23 protein-coding genes are annotated in these 25,332 nt (G+C 72.9%); 12 read left to right on the forward strand and 11 right to left on the reverse strand.

Going from position 1 to position 25,332, the window contains the following annotated elements; all coding sequences use genetic code 11:
• Window positions 1-47: 47 nt before the first annotated feature.
• Window positions 48-467 carry an ATP-binding protein gene (locus AB0472_RS23805; protein WP_366358706.1) on the reverse strand — a complete coding sequence of 140 codons (420 nt, stop codon included), beginning with the start codon at window positions 465-467 and terminating at the stop codon, window positions 48-50.
• Window positions 468-865: 398 nt separating this feature from the next.
• On the opposite strand from AB0472_RS23805, the gene AB0472_RS23810 reads away from it, so the two are divergent.
• Window positions 866-1,315, forward strand: a complete 450-nt coding sequence (locus AB0472_RS23810; protein ID WP_366358708.1) for a cyclic nucleotide-binding domain-containing protein — start codon at window positions 866-868, stop codon at window positions 1,313-1,315.
• Window positions 1,316-1,319: 4 nt separating this feature from the next.
• Here the strand turns inward: AB0472_RS23810 and AB0472_RS23815 are convergent, their stop codons facing one another.
• Together AB0472_RS23815 and AB0472_RS23820 are read right to left on the reverse strand one after the other, a co-directional pair.
• A complete protein-coding gene (locus AB0472_RS23815) occupies window positions 1,320-2,591 on the reverse strand; it encodes an MFS transporter (RefSeq protein WP_366358973.1) in 1,272 nt (423 codons plus the stop codon).
• Between the two features lie 161 nt (window positions 2,592-2,752).
• Window positions 2,753-3,370 carry a LysE family transporter gene (locus AB0472_RS23820; protein ID WP_366358710.1) on the reverse strand — a complete coding sequence of 206 codons (618 nt, stop codon included), beginning with the start codon at window positions 3,368-3,370 and terminating at the stop codon, window positions 2,753-2,755.
• Between the two features lie 172 nt (window positions 3,371-3,542).
• Here AB0472_RS23820 and AB0472_RS23825 point away from each other — a divergent pair, with 172 nt between their 5' ends.
• Window positions 3,543-4,427, forward strand: coding sequence for a LysR family transcriptional regulator ArgP (locus AB0472_RS23825; RefSeq protein WP_366358712.1), 885 nt, complete (start codon window positions 3,543-3,545; stop codon window positions 4,425-4,427).
• Between the two features lie 4 nt (window positions 4,428-4,431).
• Here AB0472_RS23825 and AB0472_RS23830 read toward each other — a convergent pair whose 3' ends face one another.
• Window positions 4,432-5,187, reverse strand: a complete 756-nt coding sequence (locus AB0472_RS23830; RefSeq protein ID WP_366358714.1) for a TetR/AcrR family transcriptional regulator — start codon at window positions 5,185-5,187, stop codon at window positions 4,432-4,434.
• Between the two features lie 120 nt (window positions 5,188-5,307).
• Here AB0472_RS23830 and AB0472_RS23835 point away from each other — a divergent pair, with 120 nt between their 5' ends.
• Together AB0472_RS23835 and AB0472_RS23840 are read left to right on the forward strand one after the other, a co-directional pair.
• On the forward strand, window positions 5,308-6,522 hold the full coding sequence (locus tag AB0472_RS23835; protein WP_366358716.1) for a saccharopine dehydrogenase C-terminal domain-containing protein: 1,215 nt from the start codon (window positions 5,308-5,310) through the stop codon (window positions 6,520-6,522).
• 114 nt (window positions 6,523-6,636) lie between these two features.
• Window positions 6,637-6,891, forward strand: coding sequence for a WhiB family transcriptional regulator (locus AB0472_RS23840; protein WP_366358718.1), 255 nt, complete (start codon window positions 6,637-6,639; stop codon window positions 6,889-6,891).
• Here the strand turns inward: AB0472_RS23840 and AB0472_RS23845 are convergent.
• From AB0472_RS23845 to AB0472_RS23860, 4 genes are all read right to left on the reverse strand, one after another.
• Complete coding sequence (locus AB0472_RS23845) at window positions 6,884-8,743, reverse strand: HAMP domain-containing sensor histidine kinase (protein ID WP_366358720.1); 1,860 nt, start codon at window positions 8,741-8,743, stop codon at window positions 6,884-6,886. The genes AB0472_RS23840 and AB0472_RS23845 overlap by 8 nt on opposite strands.
• On the reverse strand, window positions 8,740-9,441 hold the full coding sequence (locus AB0472_RS23850; RefSeq protein ID WP_366358722.1) for a response regulator transcription factor: 702 nt from the start codon (window positions 9,439-9,441) through the stop codon (window positions 8,740-8,742). Before AB0472_RS23850 ends, AB0472_RS23845 begins: the two co-directional genes overlap by 4 nt.
• 19 nt (window positions 9,442-9,460) lie before the next feature.
• Entirely contained in the window at window positions 9,461-10,204 is a 744-nt protein-coding gene (locus AB0472_RS23855) for a hypothetical protein (RefSeq protein ID WP_366358724.1), read from the reverse strand.
• 151 nt (window positions 10,205-10,355) lie between these two features.
• Entirely contained in the window at window positions 10,356-11,759 is a 1,404-nt protein-coding gene (locus tag AB0472_RS23860) for a M1 family metallopeptidase (protein WP_366358726.1), read from the reverse strand.
• A 167-nt stretch (window positions 11,760-11,926) separates the two neighbouring features.
• Here AB0472_RS23860 and AB0472_RS23865 point away from each other — a divergent pair, with 167 nt between their 5' ends.
• Window positions 11,927-12,274 (forward strand): DUF488 family protein, encoded by a 348-nt coding sequence (locus AB0472_RS23865; protein ID WP_366358727.1) that lies wholly within the window; start codon window positions 11,927-11,929, stop codon window positions 12,272-12,274.
• Between the two features lie 113 nt (window positions 12,275-12,387).
• Here AB0472_RS23865 and AB0472_RS23870 read toward each other — a convergent pair whose 3' ends face one another.
• Together AB0472_RS23870 and AB0472_RS23875 are read right to left on the reverse strand one after the other, a co-directional pair.
• A complete protein-coding gene (locus tag AB0472_RS23870) occupies window positions 12,388-14,061 on the reverse strand; it encodes an FAD-binding dehydrogenase (protein ID WP_366358729.1) in 1,674 nt (557 codons plus the stop codon).
• Window positions 14,062-14,097: 36 nt separating this feature from the next.
• Entirely contained in the window at window positions 14,098-14,754 is a 657-nt protein-coding gene (locus AB0472_RS23875; RefSeq protein WP_366358730.1) for a TetR/AcrR family transcriptional regulator, read from the reverse strand.
• Window positions 14,755-14,919: 165 nt separating this feature from the next.
• On the opposite strand from AB0472_RS23875, the gene AB0472_RS23880 reads away from it, so the two are divergent.
• The 3 genes from AB0472_RS23880 to AB0472_RS23890 all read left to right on the forward strand — a co-directional run bounded on the left by AB0472_RS23880 (window position 14,920) and on the right by AB0472_RS23890 (window position 17,641).
• Window positions 14,920-15,546 (forward strand): alpha-ketoglutarate-dependent dioxygenase AlkB, encoded by a 627-nt coding sequence (locus AB0472_RS23880; protein WP_366358732.1) that lies wholly within the window; start codon window positions 14,920-14,922, stop codon window positions 15,544-15,546.
• Between the two features lie 85 nt (window positions 15,547-15,631).
• Window positions 15,632-16,381 carry an MBL fold metallo-hydrolase gene (locus tag AB0472_RS23885; protein WP_366358733.1) on the forward strand — a complete coding sequence of 250 codons (750 nt, stop codon included), beginning with the start codon at window positions 15,632-15,634 and terminating at the stop codon, window positions 16,379-16,381.
• 24 nt (window positions 16,382-16,405) lie between these two features.
• On the forward strand, window positions 16,406-17,641 hold the full coding sequence (locus AB0472_RS23890) for a DUF4032 domain-containing protein (protein WP_366358735.1): 1,236 nt from the start codon (window positions 16,406-16,408) through the stop codon (window positions 17,639-17,641).
• A gap of 22 nt (window positions 17,642-17,663) precedes the next feature.
• Here AB0472_RS23890 and AB0472_RS23895 read toward each other — a convergent pair whose 3' ends face one another.
• Entirely contained in the window at window positions 17,664-18,533 is an 870-nt protein-coding gene (locus tag AB0472_RS23895) for a universal stress protein (RefSeq protein ID WP_366358736.1), read from the reverse strand.
• Between the two features lie 191 nt (window positions 18,534-18,724).
• On the opposite strand from AB0472_RS23895, the gene AB0472_RS23900 reads away from it, so the two are divergent.
• The 4 genes from AB0472_RS23900 (at window position 18,725) to AB0472_RS23915 (ending at window position 25,267) form a co-directional block, all read left to right on the forward strand.
• The gene (locus tag AB0472_RS23900; protein WP_366358737.1) at window positions 18,725-20,401 is read left to right on the forward strand and encodes an FAD-dependent oxidoreductase; all 1,677 of its coding nucleotides are present in this window, start codon (window positions 18,725-18,727) and stop codon (window positions 20,399-20,401) included.
• On the forward strand, window positions 20,398-21,876 hold the full coding sequence (locus tag AB0472_RS23905) for an ATP-binding protein (protein ID WP_366358738.1): 1,479 nt from the start codon (window positions 20,398-20,400) through the stop codon (window positions 21,874-21,876). Before AB0472_RS23900 ends, AB0472_RS23905 begins: the two co-directional genes overlap by 4 nt.
• On the forward strand, window positions 21,873-22,226 hold the full coding sequence (locus AB0472_RS23910) for a UBP-type zinc finger domain-containing protein (RefSeq protein WP_366358740.1): 354 nt from the start codon (window positions 21,873-21,875) through the stop codon (window positions 22,224-22,226). The genes AB0472_RS23905 and AB0472_RS23910 overlap by 4 nt, the downstream gene beginning before the upstream one ends.
• Window positions 22,227-22,390: 164 nt before the next feature.
• Window positions 22,391-25,267, forward strand: coding sequence for an AAA family ATPase (locus AB0472_RS23915; protein ID WP_366358741.1), 2,877 nt, complete (start codon window positions 22,391-22,393; stop codon window positions 25,265-25,267).
• The last annotated feature ends 65 nt before the right edge of the window (window positions 25,268-25,332 follow it).

Raw genomic sequence — 25,332 nt, forward strand, 5'->3', positions numbered from 1 at the left:
CGATCCGGGCCCAAACACCGCTCCCGGCACGAAGCCTGTCCGCGGGCTCAGCCCAGGGGCACGACCGCGGTGATCCGCTTGCCTCCGCAGGGCAGTCCGGCGACCTCGACGTCCCTGGCCAGCCGGCAGACGATGGGCCAGCCCCGGCCGCCGGGCCGCCACCGGTGGCGGTCGTCGACGGCCCGTTCGGCCACGGGTATCTCGTCGCTGCGGTCGCTGACCGACACCCGTAGCGCGCATCCCTCGACGTCGACGGCGAAGCCGGTGATCCCGCCGCCGTGCAGGATCGCGTTGGTGGTCAGCTCCGAGGTGACGAGCAGGGCGTCGTCGAGGGCTCCGGCGGGGCACGGCAGGGCCTGCCGGGCGACGGCGCCGCGTACCGCTCTGCGGGCGTCGGCCGGCCGCAGCGGCGGCCGCCGGGACTCGGATGGTGCCATGGTCGACTCGGTCCGGTACTTGTCGTACATCCCTTCGCTCCCTGGGTGGTGGACCGGTGGGTTGGCTCGGTCCCGTTCCGTACGGGGCTCTTCTCTTCGGCTCACCGGTCGGGGCGCGGCCAAACCCGTTCGGGGCGACCAGGGGCTCCCCAAAGTGAAACGGGTCACGTACCCTGTTCATGGCTACGCGAAATAGCTCTGGATGGTTTACCGTTCACCCATAAGTGGTCGAGGAGTTGACAGCAGGTCCTCCCGCGCCACCTCTGACGGCCCTGGCTGGCCTCCCCCGTCCAGCCAGGGCTTTTTCATGTCCGGACCGGCTCCCGACGGCGATTCTCACCTTCTTCGAGGTGCCCGGTGGGGCGGCAGCGGCTGAAATGGGCGTAGGGGAAGCACCCCGTACCCTCGCCGGCGAGGAGCCCCGTGCCATGACCAAAGCCATCAAACTGCTCACCGCCCTGCCCCAGGCCCAGCGCGAGCGCCTCATGGAACTGGCTCACGAGGTGTCCTTCCCCGAGGACTCCAGGATCTTCGAGGCCGGCGGCACCGCCGACCGGTTCTGGGTGATCCGCTCGGGCGCGGTCAACCTGGACCAGGAGGTGACGCCCCGCAAGCGGGTCACCGTCGCCACGCTGGGCGCCGGCGACCTGCTCGGCTGGTCCTGGCTGTTCCCGCCGTACACCTGGGACTTCGGGGCGGTGGCCTTCAGCCAGGTGCGGGCCTACGAGTACGACGCCTCGGCCGTGCTCGCGCTGTGCGTGGAGGACCCGTTGCTCGGCCTGTCGCTGGTGCGGACCGTGGCCGAGATCCTCGCCAGGCGGCTGGAGGTCACCCGGGGCAAGCTGCTCGACGCCTACGTCGGGCGACGGCCCGCCTAGCCGGTCAGACGCGGTAGCGGCGCAGGGCCGGGACGGCGGCCGCCAGGGCCAGCATCACGGCGACCACCAGCAGCCCGCCGCCCGCGACCGCCGCCCGCGGCCCGAAGACCGAGCCGGCGGTGCCGTGCAGCACGTCGGCCAGCCGCGGCCCGCCCGCGACCACCACGGTGAACACGCCCTGCATCCGGCCCCGCATCTCGTCGGTCGCGGCGGACAGCAGGATCGCGCCGCGGAAGACCATCGAGACCATGTCGGCGACCCCGGCGGCGGCCAGGAAGGCCACGGCGACCCAGAGGTTGCGGCTCAGCCCGAACCCGGCGACGGCAGCGCCCCAGCCGACCACCGCCCCGATCACCATCAGGCCGTGCCGCCGAGCCCGCGAGAAGGTACCGGAGAACAGCCCGCCGAGGACCGCGCCGACCGGGATCGCGGCGAACAGCAGGCCGAGCGCGAGCCCCTCGCCGTAGGAGGCGTAGGTCTCCGCGGCGAGCTGCGGGAACAGGGCGCGGGGCATGCCGAAGACCATCGCGATGATGTCGGCGAGGAACGACAGCAGGAGCACCTTGTGCATGGAGATGTACCGGAATCCCGCCACGATCTCGCGCACCCCGGCCCGCCGCGCCGTCGCGCTCGCGAGCGGCGGCAGCGCGGGCAGCCGGTAGACCGCCCACACCGTCACGCACAGCGCCAGCGCGTCGATCAGGTACAGCTCGGGCAGCCCGATGACGGGGATCAGGGCGCCCGCGAGCAGCGGCCCCACCACCTGTCCGGTCTGCATGACCGTCGATCCGAGCGCGTTGGCGGCGGGCAGCTGGGCCTCGGGGACCAGCCGCGCGATGGACGCCGTACGGGCGGGCGCGTTCAGCCCCCAGAACGCCTGTTGCATCGCGAGCAGCACCATCAGCGCGGCCACGGACTTCATCCCGGTGGCCGCCTGGACGAAGAACAGCAGCGAGGTCACGCCGATACCGATGTTGGTGATCAGCAGGAGCCTGCGGCGGTCCATGGTGTCGGCCACCGCGCCGCCCCACAACGCGAACACGATCAGCGGCAGCAGCCCGGCGAGGCTGGCCGCGCCGACCCAGGCGGACGACCCGGTGATGTCGAAGATCTGCTTGGGCACGGCGACGGCGGTCAGCTGGCTGCCGACCGAGGTGACGATGGTCGACGTCCAAAGCCTGCGGTACGCCGGGATGCGCAGGGGGCGGGTGTCCATCGCCCAGCGCCGCCAGCCGCTCCGGGGCGGGGCGGCCGTGGTGCCGTCGGGGGTCTGTATGCCGGACTGGGTGCCGCTCTCGCTGGTGTCCACGGAGTTCCTGGTGTCCTGCTCTTCTCGATGCCCGCTACATCTTTCGGTTGCAGGTTCACTATCGCAGCAACTTCCGCGGCTGCCGAACCGCTTGTCCCAGGATGTGGCCCCGCGACGTTCCGGGCGCCTCAGGAGCCCGCCACCAGCATCAGGCCGAGTCCGATCATGGTCAGCGCCACCAGCCCGTCCAGCACCCGCCAGGCGGCCGGCCCGGCGAGGTGGCGGCCGAGCAGCCGGGCGCCGAAGCCGAGGGCGGTGAACCAGCAGAGGCTGGCGAGGGCCGCGCCCAGGCCGAAGGTCCAGCGCAGGTCGCCCCGGTCGGCGGCGAGGGAGCCGAGCAGGAACACGGTGTCCAGGTACACGTGCGGGTTGAGCCAGGTCATGGCGAGGCAGGTGAGCACGGCCCGCCGCCGGGACCCGGCCGCCTCGCCGTCGGTGCGCAGCCCGCCGGTGCCGGGCCGCAGCACCCGGCGGGCGGCCAGGGCGCCGTAGCAGAGCAGGAAGGCGCCGCCGATCAGCCCGACCGCCCGTACCGCGCCCGGCCAGGCCACGACGATCGCGCCCACCCCGCCGACGCCGAGCGAGATGAGGACGGCGTCGGAGAGCGCGCAGATGCCGACGACCAGGAGGACCGCGTCACGGCGGATGCCCTGGCGCAGCACGAAGGCGTTCTGGGCGCCGATGGCGACGATGAGCGAGAGGCCGCTGCCGAAGCCCGCGGCAGCGGCGGCGAGAGAGCTGGACATGTCCTCGACGCTACGGAGGCGATCACCGTAGGTACAGCTAAAGTTTTTTACGTACCCTTAGCGCAGCTGAAGAGAGAGCTGAAGGGAGACAGCGAGAGCAACACACAGAGCAGCACACAGAGCAACAGAGCAAGAGCGCACGAGGCCGAGACCGGGAGACGGGAGCAAGAGGGTGGAGCTGCCGCCCGACCAGGTGCGGACGCTGCTTGCGGTGGTGGACGAGGGCACGTTCGACGCGGCCGCCGCGGCCCTGCACGTGACGCCGTCGGCGGTCAGCCAGCGGGTGAAGGCGCTGGAGCAGCGCACGGGCCGGGTGCTGCTGCAACGGACCAAACCGGTACGGCCGACGGAGTCGGGCGAGGTGCTGGTCCGGTTCGCCCGGCAGCTGGCGCGGCTGGAGCGGGACGCGCGCGGCGAGCTGGGCATGAGCGGCGCCGGGGAGCCGACCCGGGTGTCGGTCGCGGTGAACGCGGACTCGCTGGCGACGTGGTTCCTGCGGGCGCTGACCGGGCTGCCGCACGTCTATGTGGAACTGCGGCGGGAGGACGAGGACCACACGGCCGCGCTGCTGCGGGAGGGGCTGGTGATGGCGGCGGTGACGTCGTCGCCGGATCCGGTGCCGGGGTGTTCGGTACGGGCTATCGGGCGGATGCGGTACCTGCCGGTGGCGGCCCCGGAGTTCGCGGCGACGCGTCTGGCCGGGCCACTGCCGGACGCGCTGGCCGGGGCGCCGGTGGTCGTGTTCGACCGGGTCGACGACTTCCAGGACGGGTTCGTACGGCGGCTGGGCGGTGCGGGGGCGAGTGCGCTGCGGCACTACGTGCCGACGTCCGAGGGATTCGTGGACGCGGTGACCGAGGGGCTGGGGTGGGGGATGGTTCCGGAGTCGCAGGCGGTGCCGCGGCTGCGGGAGGGGCGGTTGGTGCGGGTCGGGGGGCGGGAGCTGTGGGTCGACGTGCCGTTGTACTGGCAGCAGTGGAAGCTGGATTCGCCGGCTCTGAGGGCGGTGGCGGAGGCGGTGGCGAGTACGGCCGAGGGTGCGTTGCGCCGGCCGTAGGGAGTCACTTCGCGCGCGTGCGGGTGCGGGTGCGGGTGGGTGGGGTCTGGTCGCGCGGTTCCCCGCGCCCCTGGTGGGGCGCCGCGCTGTCCAGGAGCATGTCTAGTGCCGTCGGATAGGCGCTGGTCACCATGCGTTTCGCCAGGAGCGGCGCGGCCTCCGCGATGCGTGGGTGGGTCGTGGACGGGAGGTGGGCGTAGGTGGAGCGCCATTTGTCCTCGTCGGCGCGCTGGGAGTCCTGGGGGAGGGTGAGGGAGGCCGCGTCGAGGGCGGCGAAGGCCAGGGTCTGGTCGATGAAGGCGTGGTAGATGCGCACGGTGTCGGGGAGTGCGAAGCCCGCGGTGCGCAGGACGTCCAGGACCGCCTCGTCGGCGGCGAGTTCGTGCGCCCGGCCCGTGACGCGGTTCGTCGTCAGCAGCGCCGCCTGAGGGTGGGCGACGTACTCCGCGTGGATGCGCAGGCCGATGGCCCGCAGGTCCGCCCGCCACTCCCCCGTCGGCGACCAGCCGGCCAGCGCCTGACCGACGAGGGCGTCGCCGATCGCCAGGGTCAGGTCGTCCATGCCCCGGAAGTAGCGGTACAGGGTGCTGGGGTCGCAGTCGAGGGCGAGGCCGAGGCGGCGGGCGGTCAGGCCGGCGCTGCCGTGCTCCCGGAGCAGGCGCAGCGCGGTCTCCACGATCAGCCGCTCGGAGAGCACCGTACCGCTGCGCGTGGGGCGACGCCGACGCCGCTTTTCCTCTGGTATGACCGGTTTGGGCATCGCACGCTCTCCACCGTTCTTATGCCAACGCCATTGACCTTACGCGACGGCCCGGCGTTTCATTCCGGCCAAGGCGCCCCGAACCCGACCTCGCTCTCTGTCCCAGAAGGAGATTCCGGCATGCGTGTACTGCTCGTGGGAGCCGGTGGTGTGGGCACCGCCGTCACCCGGATCGCCGCCCGGCGGCCGTTCTTCGACCTGATGGTGGTCGCCGACTACGACCGGGCCCGCGCCGAGGCGGCGGTGGCGGCCGCCGGCGACGGCCGGTTGCGCGCCGAGCGCGTCGACGCCGGTGACGAGGCGGCCGTCGCCGCCCTGCTGGCCCGGCACGGCTGCGACGTGCTGCTCAACGCCACCGACCCGCGCTTCGTCATGCCCCTGTTCCGGGCCGCCCGCAAGGCCGGCGCGGACTACCTCGACATGGCGATGTCGCTGTCCCGGCCGCATCCCGAACTGCCGTACGCGCAGTGCGGGGTCAAGCTCGGCGACGAGCAGTTCGCACTGGCCGCGGAGTGGGAGCAGGCGGGCGCGCTTGCGCTGGTCGGCATGGGCGTGGAGCCCGGGCTGTCGGACGTGTTCGCCCGGCACGCGGCCGACGAGCTCTTCGACGAGATCGAGGAGGTGGGTATCCGCGACGGTGCGAACCTGACGGTGGACGGCTACGACTTCGCGCCCTCCTTCAGCATCTGGACCACCATCGAGGAGTGCCTCAACCCGCCCGTGGTGTACGAGCGGGACCGCGGCTGGTTCACCACCGCGCCGTTCAGCGAGCCCGAGGTGTTCGACTTCCCGGACGGGATCGGGCCGGTCGAGTGCGTGAACGTCGAGCACGAGGAGGTGCTGCTGGTGCCGCGCTGGGTGGACGCGCGGCGGGTCACCTTCAAGTACGGGCTGGGAAACGAGTTCATCGAGACGCTGAAGACACTGCATCTGCTGGGGCTGGACCGCACCACCCCGGTGACGGTGTCCGGCGCCGACGGTCCGGTCGCGGTCTCGCCCCGGGACGTGGTCGCCGCGTCGCTGCCGGACCCGGCGACGCTGGGCGAGCGCATGCGCGGCAAGACCTGCGCGGGCACCTGGGTGCGCGGGGTCAAGGACGGGCGGCCGCGGGAGGTGTATCTCTACCACGTTGTCGACAACGAGTGGTCCATGGCGGAGTACGGTTGTCAGGCCGTGGTGTGGCAGACGGCCCTCAACCCGGTCGTCGCCCTCGAACTCCTGGCCACCGGCGCGTGGTCGGGCTCGGGCGTCCTCGGCCCGGAGGCGTTCCCGGCCCGCCCGTTCCTCGACCTGCTGACCGAATACGGCTCCCCCTGGGGCCTGCGCGAGCAGTGACCGCCCGCGAATCCTGCGGGACTTGGCCGTTTCAGCCGCGCCCGGACCGGTGACCCGGACCCGAGCAACACGCACACGACACGGCAGAGTCGACTTGGATCGCAGGTGACTTCGATGGACGAGTGGCGAGACCACGCCGAGTGCCGCTACGAGGACCCCGACCTCTTCTTCCCGATCGGGACCACCGGCCCGTCGCTGCACCAGGCGCGGCGCGCGAAGGCGGTGTGCGAGCGCTGTCCGGTGCAGGACCCCTGCCTGCGCTGGGCGATGGAGACCGGGCAGGCCGTCGGCATCTGGGGCGGCACCACGGAGGCGGAGCGCCGGCTGCTGGCCCGGCGCCGGCAGCGGGCGGAACGCAGGTTCAGCTGACGTCGGCGGGGGCCGGTGCGGCCGGCAGCCGCAGGGTGAACTCGGCGCCCTTGCCGGGCTCGCTGCGCGCCTCGGCGGTGCCGCCGTGGGCGGCCAGCAGATGGCGCACGATCGGCAGGCCGAGACCGCTGCCGCCGGTACGGCGGCTGCGGGACTTCTCCGCGCGCCAGAACCGCTCGAAGACGTGCGGGAGATCCTCGACGCCGATGCCCGGGCCGGTGTCGGTGACGGTGAGGACGACGTCGTCGCCGGCCCGGCGGGCGGACAGGGTCACCGTGCCCTCGGCCGGGGTGTGCCGGATGGCGTTGGAGACCAGGTTGCCGAGGGCCTGGCGCATCCGCACCGGGTCGGCGTCGAGCCAGGCGCCGTTGTCGGTGTCGGTCAGCAGGGTGACCCCGGCCGCGTCGGCGGCGACGCGGTGGGCGGCGGCGGCCTGGTCGACCAGGTCGGCGGCGCGCACCGGTTCGCGGTGCACGCGCAGGGTGCCGGCGTCGGCGGCGGCCAGGTCCTGGAGGTCGTCGATGATCCGCTGCAGGACCAGCGCCTCCTCGTGCAGGGAACCCAGCAGCGCCGGGTCGGGGTCGACGAGGCCGTCCCGGGTGACCTCCAGCCAGCCGCGGATGTTGGTGAGGGGGCTGCGCAGTTCGTGGGCGATGTCGCTGACCATCGCCTTGCGCTGCTCCTCGAGGCGTTCCCGGCGCTCGGTGAGGTCGTTGAACGCCTCGGCCAGCAGCCCGGTCTCGTCCCGGGTGCGCACCGGCGCCCGGGCGTGCAGTTCGGGCGGCTGCTGCGCGGCGACGGTCAGCGCGCGCAGCGGCCGTACCAGGCGCATGGCGACGACGGCGGTGACGGCGACCGTGACGGCGAGGACCAGACCGGCGGCGCCGACGATCTTCGCCTTGTTGGCGCGGGACATGTCGAAGCGGGGCGCGGTCTGGTCGCCGATGCCGAGGAAGAGTTCGGCGGCCGGGGCGACATACGGTTCGAGCTGGGTGCGGCGGGCGTTGAGAACACAGTTCTTCGCGAGCTGGTCCATCGACCGTGCGGGGTCCTTCCTGGTGAAGAGGAAGCCGCCGGAGACCGGGGTGCGCCCGGTGGTGTCGTAGGTGAGGAAGAGCTTGCCGCCCAGGTCCATGTCCTTGGCCCGGAGGCAGGGACGGGCCAGGCCGGACAGCGCGGTGAGGGCCTTCGTCTCGGTGGAGGTCGGGAAGTCGAGCGCCGAGTTCCGGCCGGTGGTCCCGGTCAGGGCGAGGTCGCCGCAGCCGTACTTGTAGTAGTAGGAGGTGTCCGTGCCGTCCTCGACGACGAGGTAGGGCCGCCCGCTCGGGGTGTGGGCGACGCTTGTGCCGGCGCTGAACCGGTCGAAGCACGACATCTGCTTCTCCGCTATCAGGTCCATCTTCCTGCGTTCGGCGGCAGTGAGCCGGAACGGGCCGACCGCGCGCGGGTCGATGCCGCTGAGCTGGGCGCCGAACTGGGTGTAGGTGTCGGTGTGCAGCGGGTCCACGGCGGCCGCGGGCCGCGGGGGCAGCGGGGTGTCGTGGGCCGCCGAGTCGGCGATCAGCGTGCGGTCGGCGGTGGTCAGCGCGATCCGGCGGCCGGTCCTCGCCGCCAGCGCGCGGACCGTGCCCTGGACCCCGCTCCAGTCGGGGTGGTCGGCCGCGTACCCGCTGAGCTGGGCGAGGATCTCGTTGTCCGCGGCCAGGTCCTGCCCCTGCTCCTCCTCCAGCGCGCTGGTGGTGGTCGTCACGGCGAGCCAGGCGGTCGCGGCGACGGAGCAGACGGCGATCAGCACCGAGGTGAACAGCAGCCGGACCAGCAGCCGTTTGCGCCACGGTATCCGGGGCTTCATGGCCGCCCGCCGCTCAGCTTGTAGCCGACGCCGAAGACGGTGACCAGCCGCACCGGCCGCCGGGGATCGGCCTCGATCTTCCGGCGCAGGTTCATCACATGGACGTCGACGGCCCGTTCGGTGGAGGACCGGTCGAAACCGCGGGTGCACTGCAGCAACTGCCGGCGGGTGAAGACCCGGTCGGGTTCCCCGGCCATGGCGAGCAGGATCTGGAACTCGGCCGGGGTCACCTCCACCGGCTCCCCGTCGCAGCGCACCTGGTGCCGTACGGGATCGACGCTGATCCCGGCGGCGGCCACGACGGGCTCCTCGTCCCGGACGGGGGCGGCCCGCCCGCTGCGCCGCAGGATCGTCCGGATCCGGGCCATCAGCTCGCGCGGGCTGTACGGCTTGGTCATGTAGTCGTCGGCGCCCAGCTCCAGGCCGAGCAGCACGTCGTCCTCGTCGGAGCGGGCGGTGAGCATCAGTACCGGGATCTCCGGGTCGCCGCCGCGCAGCACCCGGCAGACGCCGAAGCCGTCGATCACCGGCAGCATGAGGTCGAGGACGACCAGGTCGGGGCCGAGCCGCCGGGCCGCGTCCAGCGCGGCGGCCCCGTCGTGGACCACGGTCGCGCTGTGCCCCTCGGCGAGCAGCGATCTCCGGATCAGCTCGGCCTGCATCTCGTCGTCCTCGGCGACCAGCACATGCGCACACACAAGTTCGAACCCTAGCTCTCTACTGTGCGAGCCAGTCCGCGTGCCCCATGGCGACCACCGGATGCCGTGCCGGGTCGAGGGTGCGCAGCAACTCCTTCATGTGGGCCTTGGCGACACTGACACACGCGTGCGTGGGGCCGCCGTGGTCGACGTGCAGCCAGACGCCGCCGCCCCGCTTCGCACCCATCGGCCGGGTCCAGTCGAGCGGTGAAGTGCCCGGCTCACGGTTGTAGTTGATGGCGACCACGTAGTCGAAGGAGCCTTCCAGCGGCTCGCCCTCGAACCCGGTGCCGGGCGAGGTGAAGCCGTAGGAGTGGTGGTACGGCAGCCTGCTCCCCGGGTCGCCGAGCAGGCCCCCCGCGTCGGTGAGCCCGTACACGCCGACGGGCGAGCGCAGGTCCCCGGCGATGTGGTGCTCGCTCCAGCCGTCTTTGCCGTTGTGCGCGGGCCAGCGCGCACCGGGCCGCCACACGTCGTCGTCCCGCTCGTACAGGACGACGCTGGAGAGCGGGGAGTCCTTGCCGCGTCCCGAGGCGACCACGACCTGCTCCGCCCGCCCGGGTATCGCAGCCGTCGTCCGGGGCCCGAGCCCCGGTATGCCGCTCGGCCGCGGGCTGCTGCTCTCGGGTGTGGGGGAAGCCGCCGCCTCCGCCGGCGGGTCGTCGTCCGACCGGCTCGGCGCGGCCTCGGCGCCTCCCCCGCACCCGGCGAGCAGGAGGGGGGAGGCGGAGAGGAGGGCAACGGCGGTTCTGCGATGGATCATGAGACCGACCTTGGCCGACGAATGTAAGAAACTCGTCAGCTTTTGACGCCCGTGAGCAGCAGCACGCCGCTTCAGGGGCGCCGGGGGTGCCCCCGGCCGAAGGCTGGGGGGGACCTGCGCGAGCAACCCCCACCGGCCGGCACCCGGACCGCTACGGCTTGCCCTTCTTGTACAACCACGTCTGGAACAAGGGACCGAGGTCCTTCCCCGACTCCCCCTCGGCCAGCTTCACGAACTCCGCGGTCGTCCCGTGCCCGTACCGGTGCTCCGAAGCCCACGCCCGCAGAATCCGGAAGAACACCGGGTCCCCGACCGCCTTCCGCAGCTCGTGCAGGGCCATCGCGCCCCGCGCGTACACCGGCTCACCGAAGATGTTCTTCCCGCTCCCCGGATCCCCCGGCGGATACGCCCACAGCTCGTCGCCCGCGGGCTTCGCGTACAGCGCGTCGAAGTTCTTCTGCGCGCTGTCGCCCCCGTGCTGCTCGCTGTACAGCCACTCGGCATACGTGGCGAAGCCCTCGTTGAGCCAGATGTCCTTCCAGGCGGTGAGGGAGACGGAGTCGCCGAACCACTGGTGGGCGTTCTCGTGCACGAGCGTGCTCAGGTCCGGTGCCGAGTCGTAGATCGGCCGGCCCTGCGTCTCCAGCGCGTATCCGACGTTCGGCGCGTGGTCGACTATCGATCCGGCGGACCGGAACGGGTACGGCCCGAACAGCTTGCTCTCCCATTCCAGGACCGACGGCAGCTTCTTCAGCACGGCCGCCGACGCGCTCGCCTCGCGCGGGTCGACAGCGTTGTACACCTTGATCCCGTCCCGGGTGGTGTACTGCTGCACCTTGAACGTGCCCACGGTGGCGGTCGCCAGGTACGCGGCCATCGGCTCGGTCTGCCGCCACCGGAAGGTCGTGCGGCCGCCGGAGGTGTGCTGTCCGAGAAGGACGCCGTTGGCGACGGCGGTGCGCCCCTTGGGGACGGTGATCGTGAAGTCGTACGACGACTTGTCCCTGGGGTGGCTGTTGGCAGGGAACCAGGTCATCGCGCCCTGCGGCTCGCCGGCGACGAACGCGCCGTCGTCGGTGCGGATCCAGCCGTCGGCCGAGCCGTCGGGGTCGGTGACCTGCCTGGGCGTGCCGTTGTACGCCACGGTGACGCGGAAGTCGTGGCCCTTGGCCAGCGCCCGCGCCGGCGTGACGACGAGTTCCTGTCCGCTGCGGCTGAACCGGGCGGTCCGGCCGTCGACGGTCACCCGGGTGACCTTCAGGCCGCTCAGGTCGAGGTCGAAGCGGGTCAGCCGCTCGGTGGCGCGGGCGGTGAGGACCGCCTTGCCGTCGAGGTGCCGGGAGGAGGTGTCGTAGCGGAGCGTCAGGTCGTAGTGGCCGACGTGGTAGCCGCCGTTGCCGCTGAGCGGGAAGTAGGGGTCGCCCGCGCCCGCAGCGCCGATCGTGCTCGCCGAGGCCGTGCCGGCGGCGGCGAGCAGGGCCGCGACGGCGACCGGGACGGTGCCGAGGACGGCCTCCCGGCGGAGGACTGCGGTACGTCTGCTTGCGCCCTGCACATGGACTCCCTGGGGGGTTGGTAGATGATCAATGGCCCACAGACTAGGCGCGCGGGGGTCCGTGTTTCCCCCTCATTCTGGTCAAGCTGCGCCGCGTCGGCAGCCCGTGGGCCGGGGCCGCCGCTTACGCTCGCGGCACCGTCAGCGAGCCGAAGGGTGCATCGACCGTGAGCGTGCGCGTGCGCAGGATCTATGAGCCGCCCGAGCCGGCGGACGGGGTGCGCGTCCTGGTGGACAGGCTCTGGCCGCGCGGCATGTCCAAGGAGGTGGCGCACGTGGACGAGTGGCCGAAGGGGGTGACGCCCTCGGACGAACTGCGCCGCTGGCTGCACGCGGGCGGGTCGTACGAGGAGTTCGTGCACCGCTACGAGGCGGAGCTGGCCGCTCCCGAGGCCGCCGAACTCCTCGACGGCCTGCGGGAGTCGGTGCGCGAGGGTCCGGTGACCCTGCTCACCGCGTCGAAAACCCCGGCCGAGAGCCACGCCACCGTGCTGGCGCGGCTCCTGGCCGACTGAGCCGGCCGAGCGCTCCCGAAGGGCGCTGGGGGTACCCCCGGCCGAAGGCTGGGGGAGCGCCTGCGCGACCGGCCACGACGGCGCCGCAGACGACCACCGGCCCACCACTGCCCTCACCCGGTCTGCTTCGCCGCCGCGCGCCCCGCCGCCCGGCCCGAGAACAGGCAGCCGCCGAGGAACGTGCCCTCCAGCGCGTTGTAGCCGTGCACGCCGCCGCCGCCGAAGCCGGCCACCTCGCCGGCCGCGTAGAGCCCGCCGATCGGCTGTCCGTCGGCGCCGAGGGCGCGGGAGTCCAGGTCGGTCTGGATGCCGCCGAGGGTCTTGCGGGTGAGGACGTGCAGCTTGACGCCGATCAGCGGTCCGGCGGCCGGGTCGAGGATGCGGTGCGGGGCGGCGACCCGGCCGAGGCGGTCGCCGATGTAGCGGCGGGCGTTGTGGATGCCCTGGACCTGGGAGTCCTTGCTGTAGGAGTTGCCGATCTGCAGATCGCGGGCGACGATCTGGCGGCGCACCTCGGCCGCGTCGAGGAGCGCCTTGTCGGTGAGGCCGTTCATCTTCTCGACGAGCTGGTCCAGGGAGCTCGCGGTCACGAAGTCCGCGCCGTGGTCGAGGAAGGCCTGGACCGGGCCGGGGGCGCCCTTGCCGAGCAGCCGGTCACGCAGTACGGCCTTGCGGTCCTTGGCAGTGATGTCGGGGTTCTGCTCGGAACCGGAGAGCGCGAACTCCTTCTCGACGATCTTGCGGGTGAGGACGAACCAGGAGTGGTCGTAGCCGGCGATGTCCTCGGTGGTGCGCAGGTGCCGAAGGGTGCTGAGGGTGTCGTAGCCCGGCAGGCACGGGTCGGGCAGGCGGCGGCCGAGGGCGTCGAGCCAGATGGAGGACGGGCCGGGCAGGATGCGGATGCCGTGGCCGGGCCAGATCGGGTTCCAGTTCTGGATGCCCTCGGTGTAGTGCCACATGCGGTCGCGGTTGACCAGGCGGACGCCGGCCCCGGCGCTGATGTCGAGCATGCGGCCGTCGACGTAGGCGGGGACGCCGGTGACCATCTCGGCGGGGGGTGTGCCGAGGCGTTCGGGCCAGTAGCGGCGGACGATGTCGTGGTTGGCGCCGATGCCGCCGGTGGTGACGACGACGGCCTGGGCGGTGAGTTCGAAGTCGCCGACTCGGTCGCGGTTGGAGGCGACGCCGCGCGGTGAGTCGTCGGCGGCGAGGACGGTGCCGCGGACGCCGCGCGCCTCGCCGTCCTCGATGACGAGTTCGTCGACCTGGTGGCGGTGGTGGAAGGTGAGCAGTCCGTCGCGGGCGGCCTGCCTCGCATACCGGACGAAGGGCTCGACCACGCCGGTGCCGGTGCCCCAGGCCACGTGGAAGCGGGGGACGGAGTTCCCGTGGCCGTGGGCGCGCAGGTCGCCGCGCTCGGCCCAGCCGACGGTCGGCAGCAGGCTGATGCCGTGGCTCTGCAGCCAGGGCCGCTTCTCCCCCGCCGCGAACTCGACGTAGGCACGCGCCCAGCGCACCGCCCAGGAGTCCTCGTCGTCCTCGCGGTCGAACTGGGCGCTGCCCCGCCAGTCGTTCCAGGCCAGGTCGAGGGAGTCCTTGATGCCGAGGCGGCGCTGTTCGGGGGAGTCGACGAGGAAGAGCCCGCCGAAGGACCAGAACGCCTGGCCGCCGAGGTTGGCGGCGTTCTCCTGGTCGACCAGGGCGACGCGCCTGCCCCTGCTGGTGAGTTCGTGCGCCGCGACCAGGCCGGCCAGGCCGGCTCCGACGACGATGACGTCAGCGTCCATGGCGACGCCTTTCTTGTCCGAGTGTTGTCCGGTGTCTTATCCGAGCAGAGTGCTGCCGCTGTCCTGTCCGGGTCGGGTCCGGCCGTCGGTCAGCAGCGCGGTGAGCAGTTGCCCGAGCCAGGTACGGGCCCGGTCCACGTCCTTGTCGAGCAGCAGCTGGACGGTGACCCCGTCGTAGGCGGCGACCACGGCGTGGGCCGCGCCCTCGACGTCGCCGAGCACGGTGGGGATCGGGGTGTGGCCGCGGGCCCGCAGCAGCCGGTCGGCGACGGCCTCGCGGAGCCGGGCGCGGTGGTCGAGGAGGAGTCCGGCGACGGCCGGGTCCCGGGCGGCGTGCACCAGGAAGTCGGTCTTCACCAGCAGCCAGTCCACGTCGAGGAGCAGGACGTCGGTGACCCGGTCCACGGCGGCCGGAACGTCCAGGTCGGGTCCGTCGCCGGCGAGCGCGTCGGCGACCTGCTGGGCGATGAGGTCGGCGCGCTCCCGGTAGAGGGCGAAGAACAGCTCGTCGAGGGTGGCGAAGTTCGAGTAGAAGGCGCCCCGGCTGAACCCGGCGGCCTCGCAGACCTCCTCGATGGAGACCCGCCCGAAGCCCTTGGCGGCGAACACCGTGAACGCGGCGTCGAGCAGCCGGGCGCGGGTCTGCACCCGCCGCCGGGTCACGCGCCGGTGCGCACCGCCGTCCACGGTCATGTGCCGACCTCCGTTCGATACATGAATGTATCGAATACATGGATGTATCGAAAGGGGCCGCCGCCCTCCATCCGCACCGAGGGCCCGCGCGGGCCTGCGTGGGCACACGCGAGCCACCGGAGATCAAATAGGAACAGATTTTCGATTACGGAGTACGCTGGCCTCATGGCCACGCACCTCCAGGGCTCCCTGTTCGACCAGACCGACGACCTGCGCCTCGGCACCCTCGACGGCATCGGCCGGACCGTGCTCGGTTCCGGCGCCTGGATCGACGTGCTGCCCGGCTGGCTGAGCGGCGCCGACGCGCTGTTCGAAGAGCTGGCGACGGACGTCGCCTGGCACGCCGAGCGGCGGCAGATGTACGACAACGTCGTGGACGTACCGCGCCTGCTCGCGTTCTACGGCGCCGGCGACCCGCTCCCCCACCCCGTCCTCGCCGAGGCCCGCGAGGCGCTCACCCGGCACTACGCCGAGGAGCTGGGCGAGCCGTTCACCACGGCCGGGCTCTGTTACTACCGCGACGGCCGGGACAGCGTGGCCTGGCACGGCGACCGGCTCGGCCGGGGTGCGCGGGAGGACACCATGGTCGCGATCCTCTCCGTGGGCGCACCCCGCGATCTGCTGCTGCGCCCGCTGCGCGGCGGCCCCTCGATCCGGCGCCCGCTGGGCCACGGCGACCTGATCGTGATGGGCGGCTCCTGCCAGCGGACCTGGGAGCACTGCGTACCGAAGACGGCGCGGGCGGCCGGACCGCGGATCAGCATCCAGTTCCGGCCACCGGGCGTGCGGTGACCAGGGCCTCCGCAACGGGTGGCCCGCCGCGTGTGGTTGGCTGTCCCACGTTTCGATCGGCACGAACGGGCAAGCCGGAGTGATCATGCGGGCAGAGGTACACGAAGTCGGCAAGGGCGCCTATCTGGTGCACGGCGGGCACACCAACTGGGTGATCCTCAAGGACGGGGACGCCGTCACCCTGGTGGACACCGGCTACCCCGGCGACCGGGAGGGCCTGCTCGGCTCCCTCGCCGAGGTCGGCAGCTCACCGGAGGCGGTGGCGGCCGTGCTGATCACGCACGCGCACAACGACCACCTCGGCTCGGCCGAGTACCTGCGCGGGACCCACGGCACCCCGGTCTATCTGCACGAGGCCGAAGTCCCGCACGCCCGGCGGGACTTCCTCCAGCAGGTGTCGGTGGGCGAGGTGGTGAAGAACGCCTGGCGGCCGGGTGTGGTGCCGTGGCTGGTGCACGTGCTGCGGGTCGGCGGCACCGAGCAGCACCCGGTCAAGGCGCCCGAGGCGTTCCCGGTCGCCGACGGCCCCCTCGACCTGCCGGGCCGCCCGGTCCCGGTGCACACCCCCGGTCACACCGACGGGCACACCGTCTACCACCTGCCCGAGGCCGGTCTGGTGATCTCCGGGGACGCGCTGGTCAGCGGCCACCGCACCTCGCGGGTCCAGGGGCCGCAACTGCTGCCCGGCATGTTCCACCACGAGCGGGCCCGGGCCGTCGCCTCGCTGGAGCTGATCGGCGCCCTCGACGGCGATGCCCTGCTGCCGGGGCACGGCCCGCTGCACCGCGGCTCGGTCCGGGCGGCCGCCGACCGGGCCCGGGAGCTGGCCTCGTGACCCACCGGCCGTAAGGTTCACCCCATGGCCTTGCAGATCAACGCCACCAACCCGGAGCACCCGGCGCTCCTGCTCGAACTCCCCTGGGACGTCCCGCTGGAGGAGTGGCCCGAGGACTACCTCGTGCCGCTCCCCCGGGGCATCTCGCGGCACGTGGTGCGCTACGCCCGGGCCGGCAGCGAGGTGATCGCGGTGAAGGAGCTCGCGGAGCGCCCGGCGCTGCGCGAGTACGAGCTGCTGCGCGACCTGGACCGGCTCACCATCCCCGCGGTCGACCCGCTCGCGGTGATCACCGGCCGCACCGACCCCGCGGGCGAGCCGCTGGAGTCGGTGCTGGTCACCCGGCACCTGGGCGGCTCGATGCCGTACCGCTCGATGTTCGAGACGACCATGCGCCCGGCCACCATGCACCGCCTCATGGACGCCCTGGCGGTGCTGCTGGTCCGCCTGCACCTGGCCGGGTTCGCCTGGGGCGACTGCTCGCTGTCCAACACCCTGTTCCGGCGGGACGCGGGCGCCTACGCGGCCTACCTGGTGGACGCCGAGACCGGCGACCTGCACCCGCAGCTGAGCAACGGGCAGCGGGAGTACGACCTCGACCTGGCCCGGGTGAACATCAGCGGGGAACTGCTCGACCTGGAGGCCTCGGGGGCGCTGCACCCGTCGCTGGACCCCATCGAGTTCGGGTTCGAGATCTGCACCCGGTACGGCGAGCTGTGGGAGGAGCTGACCCGCACCTCGGTGTACCCGGCGGGCAAGTACCACTACATCGAGCGCCGGATCCGGCGCCTCAACGAGCTGGGCTTCGACGTGGCCGAGATGCAGATCGAGCACTCCTCCAACGGCGACAGCGTCACCTTCGTGCCCAAGGTCGTCGACGCCGGCCACCACCAGCGCCAGCTGCTGCGGCTGACCGGCCTGGACGCCGAGGAGAACCAGGCGCGGCGGCTGCTGAACGACCTGGAGAGCTGGATGGCCACCCAGGACGACTACGCCCCCGGCGACCCCCTCGCCGCCCGCCCCGAGGTGCTGGCCCACCGGTGGGTGCGGGACGTCTTCCGCCCCACCGTGCGGGCCGTGCCGCCGGAGCTGCGCGGCTCGATGGACCCGGCCGAGATCTACCACGAGCTGCTGGAACACCGCTGGTACCTGTCGGAGCGTGCGCAGCACGACATAGGCCTGGACAACGCGGTCGAGGACTACATCGAGAACGTGCTGCCGAAGGCACGGGAGACCCTGGAGCCGGTCACCCCGGAGTGACCCCGCCCGGGCCGGATCACGGTCACTCGTGCGGTACGACGGCCACCGGGCAGTCGGCGTGGTGCAGCACCCCGTGCGCCACCGAGCCGATGCGGGCACCGACCGCGGTGGGGTGGGCGCGGCGCCCGACGACCATCAGCTGGGCGCGTCCGGCCAGCGAGAGCAGCACCTGGGCGGCGCTGCCCATCTCCACGTGCTCGGCGACCGGCACGTCCGGGAACCGCTCGCGCAGCGGCCGTACCGCCTCGGCCAGCGCCTTCTTCTCGTAGGGCTCCATGCCGCCGGACTCGTCCAGCAGTTTCAGCGAGCCGGGGCTGTAGGCGAAGACCGGCGGTAGGGTCCAGGCCCGCACCACCCGGACCGTCGCACCGCGGGCCGCGGCCGTCTCGAACGCGAACTCCAGCGCGGCCGCGCTGTCCTGCGGCCCGCCCTGCTGGCCCACGACGACCTCCCGCCCCGCGGCCTCGCCGGTGGGCCGGTCTCCGGTGCGCACCAGGACCACCGGGCACGCGGCCCCGGCGATCACCTGCTGCCCGACGGAGCCCAGCAGGAACCCGACGACCCGGCCGTGCCCGCGCGAGCCCAGCGCCAGCAGCCCGGCCCCGGCGGCCGCGTCCGTGAGCACCTCGACCGGGCCGCCCTCCGGCACGTCGACGCTCACCGCGAGCTGCGGATACCGCCCGGTGACGGTCCGCACCGATTCGGCGACCCCGTCGGACACCCACCCGCGCTGGGCCTCCCGGTCACCGCGGAGCGCCTCGTGCTCCTCGTGGCGCCAGGCGTGCACCACCCGCAGCGGCAGCCCTCGGCGTACCGCTTCCCGGGCCGCCCAGTCGAGAGCGGCGAGGCTCTCCTCCGTACCGTCGACCCCTGCCGTGATCGGGCGCGTCATGCACCGGCCTCCTCGTCGGTTCCGCTTCTGCGTGATCAGTCTTCCGCACTGACGGGTGCCCGCTGTGCACCCTCGTACCAGAGCGAAGGCGGGCGATCGAACATACGATGGGCGGGAACCGGTACGGCGGTCGTCCCTCCGCGCGGAGAGCGTCGCCGTCCCGTGAACCAACGGCTCGGGGTGGGAGACGTATGGCACAGGCTGCCGACGCAGCACGGACCGTCATCATGACCGTGGACGACGACCCGGGGGTCTCCCGTGCCGTCGCGCGGGACCTGCGGCGCCGCTACGGCGCGTCGTACCGGATCGTGCGCGCGGAGTCCGGGGAGTCGGCGCTGGACGCGCTGCGGGAGCTGAAGCTGCGCGGCGACCTGGTGGCGGTGATCCTGGCCGACTACCGGATGCCGCAGATGAACGGCATCGAGTTCCTGGAGCAGGCCCTGGACGTGTACCCGGGCGCCCGCCGGGTGCTGCTGACCGCGTACGCGGACACCAACGCGGCGATCGACGCGATCAACGTCGTCGATCTGGACCACTATCTGCTCAAGCCCTGGGACCCCCCGGAGGAGAAGCTCTACCCGGTCCTCGACGATCTTATCGACGCCTGGCGGGCCAGCGACTACAAGCCGGTACCGGCCACCAAGGTCGTCGGGCACCGGTGGTCGGCCCGGTCGTCGGACGTGCGGGAGTTCCTGGCCCGCAACCAGGTGCCGTACCGCTGGTACTCGGTGGAGGAGCCGGAGGGGCAGCGGCTGCTGGCCGCGGCGGAGACCGACGGGGCCCGGCTGCCGCTGGTGATCACGCCGGACGGCACGCCCCTGGTGGAGCCGGAGGCGCCGGAGCTGGCCGCGCACGTGGGCCTGGCGACGACCCCGACGGCGGACTTCTACGACCTGGTGGTGATCGGCGGCGGCCCGGCCGGGCTCGGCTCGGCCGTGTACGGGGCGTCGGAGGGGCTGCGGACCGTGCTCGTGGAGCGGTCGGCGACCGGCGGCCAGGCCGGGCAGAGCTCGCGGATCGAGAACTATTTGGGCTTCCCGGACGGCGTCTCGGGCGCCCAGCTCACCGACCGGGCCCGCCGTCAGGCCGCCAAGTTCGGTGCGGAGATCCTGACCGCCCGGGAGGTCACGGGGCTGGAGATCAACGGGGCCGCGCGGGTGGTGCGGTTCGCGGACGGCTCCGCGGTCGCGGCGCACAGCGTGATCCTGGCGACCGGGGTGCAGTACCGGCAGCTGGAGGCCGAGGGCTGCATCGACCTGACCGGCTGCGGGGTGTTCTACGGCTCCGCGCTCACCGAGGCGACCTCCTGCCAGGGCCAGGACGTGTACATCGTCGGCGGCGCCAACTCGGCCGGCCAGGCGGCGATGTACCTGTCCCGGTTCGCCAAGTCGGTGACCCTGCTGGTCCGCGGCGCCGACCTGTCGGCCTCGATGTCGTACTACCTGATCCAGCAGATCAACGAGGCCCCCAACATCGCCGTGCGCAGTCACACCGTGGTGGACGCCGCGCACGGCGTCGAACGGCTGGAGCAGCTCACCCTGCGCCATGTGCAGAGCGGGGACCGGGAACAGGTGGACGCCCAGTGGATGTTCGTGTTTATCGGGGCGGCGCCGCTCACCGACTGGCTCGGCGACACGGTGCTGCGGGACGAACGCGGGTTCATCCTGGCCGGGCCGGACCTGACCGTCGGCGGACGGGCGCCGGCGGGCTGGGAGCTGGACCGGCCGCCGTACCACCTGGAGACCAGCATTCCCGGCGTGTTCGTGGCGGGCGACGCACGCGCCGAGTCCGCCAAGCGTGTCGCGTCCGCCGTCGGAGAAGGAGCCATGGCAGTGATGCTCGTCCACCGGTACCTGGAGCAGTCATGAGCGGGCAGCCGATGCCGTGCAGCGCGAAGGAGATCGGTGCGCTGTTCCTGTTCGAGAAGCTGGAGCCGGAGCAGCTCGGGCGGCTGTGCGCGGCGGGCCGGGTGGAGCTGTTCCAGCCCGGACCGGTCTACACCGAGGGTGAGCCGGCCACCTGTTTCTACGTGATGGTCGAGGGCACCGTGGTGCTCTCCCGGCAGGTCGGCGGGGACGACGTCGAGGTCACCCGGACCTCGCAGTCCGGCGTGTACGCGGGCGCCATGCAGGCCTACCTCGGGGACCGGGTGCGGCAGGCGTACAACAACTCGATGCGGGTGACCGAGCCGACCCGGTTCTTCGTGCTGCCGGCCGACACGTTCGCGGACATCATGCGCGAGTGGTTCCCGATGGCCGTGCACCTGCTGGAAGGCCTGTTCTTCGGTTCGAAGAACACCCAGGCGGCGATCGGGCAGCGCGAACGGCTGCTGGCGCTCGGCTCGTTGTCCGCCGGGCTCACCCACGAGCTGAACAACCCGGCCGCGGCGGCCGTGCGGGCCACGTCGGCGCTGCGCGAGCGGGTGGCGAAGATGCGGCGCAAGCTCGCGATCATCACCGAGAGTCCCTTCTCGCGGGAGCAGTTGGCCGAGCTGATCGAGATCCAGGAGCGCACCGCCGAGCGGGTCGCCAAGGCGCCGGCGCTCAGTCCGCTGGAGGCCGCCGACCGCGAGGACCTGGTCACCGACTGGCTGGAGGACCACGGCTGCGACAACGCCTGGCAGATCGCGCCGACCTTCGTCCAGGCCGGTCTCGACATCGACTGGCTGGACCAGGTCGCGGTGGCCGTGGACGAGGAGATACTGCCGAACTCGATCGGCTGGCTCAACTACACCATCGAGACCGAGCTGCTGATGAACGAGATCGAGGACTCGACCACCCGCATCTCGCACCTTGTCGACGCGGCCAAGCAGTACAGCCAGCTGGACCGGGCGCCGTACCGGGTGGTAGACGTGCACGAACTCCTCGACAGCACCCTGCTGATGCTGTCCGGGAAGATCGGGCAGGACATCCGGGTGGTCAAGGAGTACGACCGTACGGTCCCGCCGGTGCCCGCCTACCCCGCCGAGCTCAACCAGGTGTGGACCAATCTCGTCGACAACGCGGTCTGCGCGATGAAGGACGGGGCCGGCGAGGGTGGCGGGCACGGCACGCTGACCGTGCGCACGGCGCTCGACCACGAACAGTTGCTGGTCGAGTTCCGGGACACCGGGAGCGGGATCGCGCCGGAGATCAAGGACCGCATCTTCGACCCCTTCTTCACGACCAAGCCCGTGGGGCAGGGCACCGGGCTCGGTCTGGACATCTCCTGGCGGATCGTCGTGAACAAGCACCACGGCACCATGCGGGTGGAGTCGGAACCCGGCGACACCCGGTTCCAGGTGCTGCTCCCGCTGACCGCCGAGACGCCCGAGGAATCCGAGACACCTGTGGAGGCAGTATGAGTGGCGACACCGCCATAGACCCGGTCGTTCCGCCGAGCGGCGCCGGGTGTGTGGAGTGCGAGGCGGCGGGGGGCTGGTGGTTCCATCTGCGGCGGTGCGCCCAGTGCGGGCACATCGGGTGCTGCGACGACTCGCCCGCGAAGCACGCGACGGCGCACTTCCACGAGTCCGGGCATCCGGTGATCCGTAGCTACGAGCCGGGCGAGGGCTGGTTCTGGAACTTCGAGACGGAGGAGTTGTACGAGGCCGGGCCGGAGTTGGCACCGCCGGTGAGTCATCCTGCGGAGCAGTCCGTGCCGGGGCCGGCGGACCGGGTGCCGGAGGACTGGGCGCGGGTGCTGCGGGGTTGAGGATTGCTTACGGGGGTGGGTGCCTACGGGGGTGGGGGGCTCTGTGGTGACGGCGGCAGCGGGTGCATCGTGGCCGGTCGCGGAGTTCCTCCCCCAGCCTTCGGCCGGGGGGAGCCGCAGCGCCCCGGGCGGGGTTCGCCTCGCGTTCCTGCGAGGATGAGGGCGTGTCGCAGAGATCTTTCGGCAGCCCGCTGATCGGGCGGGACGACGAACTGGGCCGCCTCGCCTCGGTGCTGGAGCGCGCCCGGAACGGCAGTGGGCAGGCCGTGCTGGTCGCCGGGGACGCGGGGGTCGGGAAGACGCGGCTGTTGGACGAGGTCGCGGCTCGGGCGGCCGGCGCGGGCGCCACCGTCGTCACCGGGCACTGTGTCGATCTCGGGGACGTGGGGCTGCCGTATCTGCCGTTCACCGAGATTCTCGGGGTGCTGGCGGCGGACACGCGGTTCGGGGAGGTTCTCGCCGCGCATCCCGTCGTGGAGCGGTTGCTCGGTGCCGGGCCGGATTCCCCCCGCGACGGCGACGCGCGGCTGCGGCTCCTCGAAGGGGTCGCCGGGCTGTTCGGTCAACTGGCGGCCGCCACTCCGCTGCTGCTGGTCCTGGAGGATCTGCACTGGGCCGACCAGTCGTCGCGGGATCTGCTGCGGTTCCTGCTCGGCCGGGGTGTGCTGCCCCGGCGGCTCGCGGTGCTGGCCTCCTACCGTGCCGACGACCTGCACCGGCGGCATCCGCTGCGGCCGCTGCTCGCCGAACTGGTGCGGCTGCCCGGGGTGGAGCGGCTGGAGGTGCGGCCGCTGCCGGACGGGGAAACAGCGCGGCTGGTACGGGCGCTGGAGGCGCGGCCGCTGCCCGAGGCGACCGTGCGGGACATCGTGGAGCGGGCCGAGGGCAACGCCTTCTACACCGAGGAGCTGGTGGCCGCCGCCGACGCGGACGGGATGCCGACCGGGCTCGCCGACCTGCTGCTGATCCGGGTCGAGCAGCTGCCGGAGACGGCCCAGCAGGTGCTGCGGACGGCCGCGGTGGCCGGGCGCCGGGTCGGCCACGATCTGCTGCGGGACGCGGCCGGACTCCCGGAGGAGGAGCTGGAGACCGCCCTGCGGGAGGCGGTGGGACGGCAGTTGCTCGTCGCCGGGGACGGGGACACGTACGCCTTCCGGCACGCCCTCGCGCGCGAGGCCGTCTACGGAGACCTGCTGCCGGGGCAACGGGCCCGGCTGCACGGCACGTACGCCAGGCTGCTGGCCGCCCGCGGCGGCGGGGCCGCGACGGCGGCCGAGCGGGCGCACCACTACCGGGAGAGCCACGATCTGCCCGAGGCGCTGGCCGCGTCCGTGGAGGCCGCTGGTCACGCGCGGCGGATGGGTGCCCCGGCCGAGGAGCTGCGGCATCTGGAGGCGGCCCTGGACCTGTGGCCGGCCGTGCCGTGCGAGGCGCGGCCCGCGGGCGAGGGGCTGGACCCGGTGAGCCTGACGCTGCGCGCGTCGGCGGCGGCCGCGCACTCCGGGGACGCGCACCGGGCCGTGTCGCTGACCCGGGCCGCGCTGGCCGGGGCCGGGCAGGACGCGGATCCCGAACTCGCCGCCCGGGTGCGCTACACGCTGGCCGGGAACCTCATCACCGTCGACAACCTCGCCGCCGCGTTCGCCTACAGCAGCGAGGCGCTGGCCATGATCCCCGCCGAACCTCCGTCCAGGACCTGGGTGTGGGCGGCGGCCACGCACGTCCTGGCGGCCCGGCAGGTCGGGGACGACGCGACCGCGCTGCGGGTCGCGCGGCAGGCCCTGGAGGTCGCCGAGCGGATCGGTGCCACCGCCGCCCGCGCCGATCTGCTGATCTCCCTGGCCCGGCTGGAGGGCGGCGGGCGCAGCGCCCCGGAGGGGCGGGAGCGGCTCCGGAAGGCGCGGGAGCTGGCCCGGTCGGCCGGGGACACGCCGGTGGAGATGCGGGCGCTGTTCAGCCTGGCCATCGGCTGCTACGAGTCGGGCGAGCTGCCGGAGAGCCTGCCGTGGCTGGCCGAGGGGCTCGACCGGGCCCGGCGGTCGGGGCTGCTGTCGTCGCCGTACGCGCTGGAGATGCGGTATCTGCGGCTGCTGGTGCTGTGCACGCTGGGCCGCTGGGACGAGTGCGTGCGGGTGGCAGGCGCGGAGGAACCGGCGCCCGGCTTCACCACGGGGCCCGTCCTGTACGTCGCCCTGGCCCGCGGCGAGCCGGACGTCGTGGCGCGGGCCAGGGCGCTGCTCGGGGAGCCGTTCGACTGGATGGGCCGGCTCGTCGGGGGGATCGTGCTGACCGACGAGGCCGCGCTGCGGGGCGATCCGCAGGAGGCGGTGGCGCGGGCGCGGGAGGCGGTCGCGGCGCTCACCGACGAGTCGGGGCGGGCGCCGGACGTGACGGTCCGGCTCGCCGCGCTCGCGCTGGCGGCGGTGGCGGACCGCACGGTCTCCGCGCGCGGCGACGGGGGTGCGGACGGCTGGACGGGCGTCGCAGGTGAACTGGTGGAGCTGGCCCGGGCCGCGGCCGTGCGGCAGGGCCCGGAGGGGCAGGCCTGGCTGGCGCGGGCCGAGGCCGAGTGGGCCCGTGCCGTGTCCGGGCCGGAGGTGGCGGCCTGGGAGCGGGCGGTGGCCGCGTTCGGGTACGGCGACGTGTACGAGGCGGCCCGGGTGCGGTTGCGGTACGCCGAGGCCCTGGCGGCCGACGGGCGGCGTGCGCAGGCCGCGGAGCAGGCACGGGCGGCCCGGGAGACGGCGGTGGCGCTGGGCGCCGGGCCGTTGCTGGCGCGCTCGGACGCGCTGCTGGGCCGGTCGGCGCCGGCGGACACCCTGCCCTCGCCGCTGACCGCTCGCGAGCAGGACGTGCTGCGGCTGCTGGCGCTCGGCCGCAGCAACCGGCAGATCGGCGAGGAGCTGTTCATCACCGGCAAGACGGCCAGCGTGCACGTCTCCAACATCCTCGCCAAGCTGGGCGCGGCGAGCCGTACGGAGGCGGTGGCGATCGCCTACCGGGAACACCTGATCACTCCGGAGCCGACGGCCCGGGGGTGATCGGACGGCGGGTGGTCGGACGGCGGGTGGTCGGACGGCGGGTGGTCGGGCGGGACGGTCCGAAG

It is taken from the genome of Streptomyces sp. NPDC086777, from assembly GCF_040702065.1.
GTDB lineage: Bacteria > Actinomycetota > Actinomycetes > Streptomycetales > Streptomycetaceae > Streptomyces.

Bases quoted from the DNA above. Each gene is read 5' to 3' on its own strand.
- AB0472_RS23820 (WP_366358710.1), bottom strand. From the start codon at position 3,370: ATGTCCAGCTCTCTCGCCGCCGCTGCCGCGGGCTTCGGCAGCGGCCTC.
- AB0472_RS23900 (WP_366358737.1), top strand. From the start codon at position 18,725: ATGGCACAGGCTGCCGACGCAGCACGGACCGTCATCATGACCGTGGAC.
- AB0472_RS23895 (WP_366358736.1), bottom strand. From the start codon at position 18,533: ATGACGCGCCCGATCACGGCAGGGGTCGACGGTACGGAGGAGAGCCTC.
- AB0472_RS23875 (WP_366358730.1), bottom strand. From the start codon at position 14,754: ATGACCGTGGACGGCGGTGCGCACCGGCGCGTGACCCGGCGGCGGGTG.
- AB0472_RS23855 (WP_366358724.1), bottom strand. From the start codon at position 10,204: ATGATCCATCGCAGAACCGCCGTTGCCCTCCTCTCCGCCTCCCCCCTC.
- AB0472_RS23905 (WP_366358738.1), top strand. From the start codon at position 20,398: ATGAGCGGGCAGCCGATGCCGTGCAGCGCGAAGGAGATCGGTGCGCTG.
- AB0472_RS23910 (WP_366358740.1), top strand. From the start codon at position 21,873: ATGAGTGGCGACACCGCCATAGACCCGGTCGTTCCGCCGAGCGGCGCC.
- AB0472_RS23885 (WP_366358733.1), top strand. From the start codon at position 15,632: ATGCGGGCAGAGGTACACGAAGTCGGCAAGGGCGCCTATCTGGTGCAC.
- AB0472_RS23805 (WP_366358706.1), bottom strand. From the start codon at position 467: ATGTACGACAAGTACCGGACCGAGTCGACCATGGCACCATCCGAGTCC.
- AB0472_RS23870 (WP_366358729.1), bottom strand. From the start codon at position 14,061: ATGGACGCTGACGTCATCGTCGTCGGAGCCGGCCTGGCCGGCCTGGTC.
- AB0472_RS23835 (WP_366358716.1), top strand. From the start codon at position 5,308: ATGCGTGTACTGCTCGTGGGAGCCGGTGGTGTGGGCACCGCCGTCACC.
- AB0472_RS23840 (WP_366358718.1), top strand. From the start codon at position 6,637: ATGGACGAGTGGCGAGACCACGCCGAGTGCCGCTACGAGGACCCCGAC.
- AB0472_RS23830 (WP_366358714.1), bottom strand. From the start codon at position 5,187: ATGCCCAAACCGGTCATACCAGAGGAAAAGCGGCGTCGGCGTCGCCCC.
- AB0472_RS23810 (WP_366358708.1), top strand. From the start codon at position 866: ATGACCAAAGCCATCAAACTGCTCACCGCCCTGCCCCAGGCCCAGCGC.
- AB0472_RS23890 (WP_366358735.1), top strand. From the start codon at position 16,406: ATGGCCTTGCAGATCAACGCCACCAACCCGGAGCACCCGGCGCTCCTG.
- AB0472_RS23845 (WP_366358720.1), bottom strand. From the start codon at position 8,743: ATGAAGCCCCGGATACCGTGGCGCAAACGGCTGCTGGTCCGGCTGCTG.
- AB0472_RS23880 (WP_366358732.1), top strand. From the start codon at position 14,920: ATGGCCACGCACCTCCAGGGCTCCCTGTTCGACCAGACCGACGACCTG.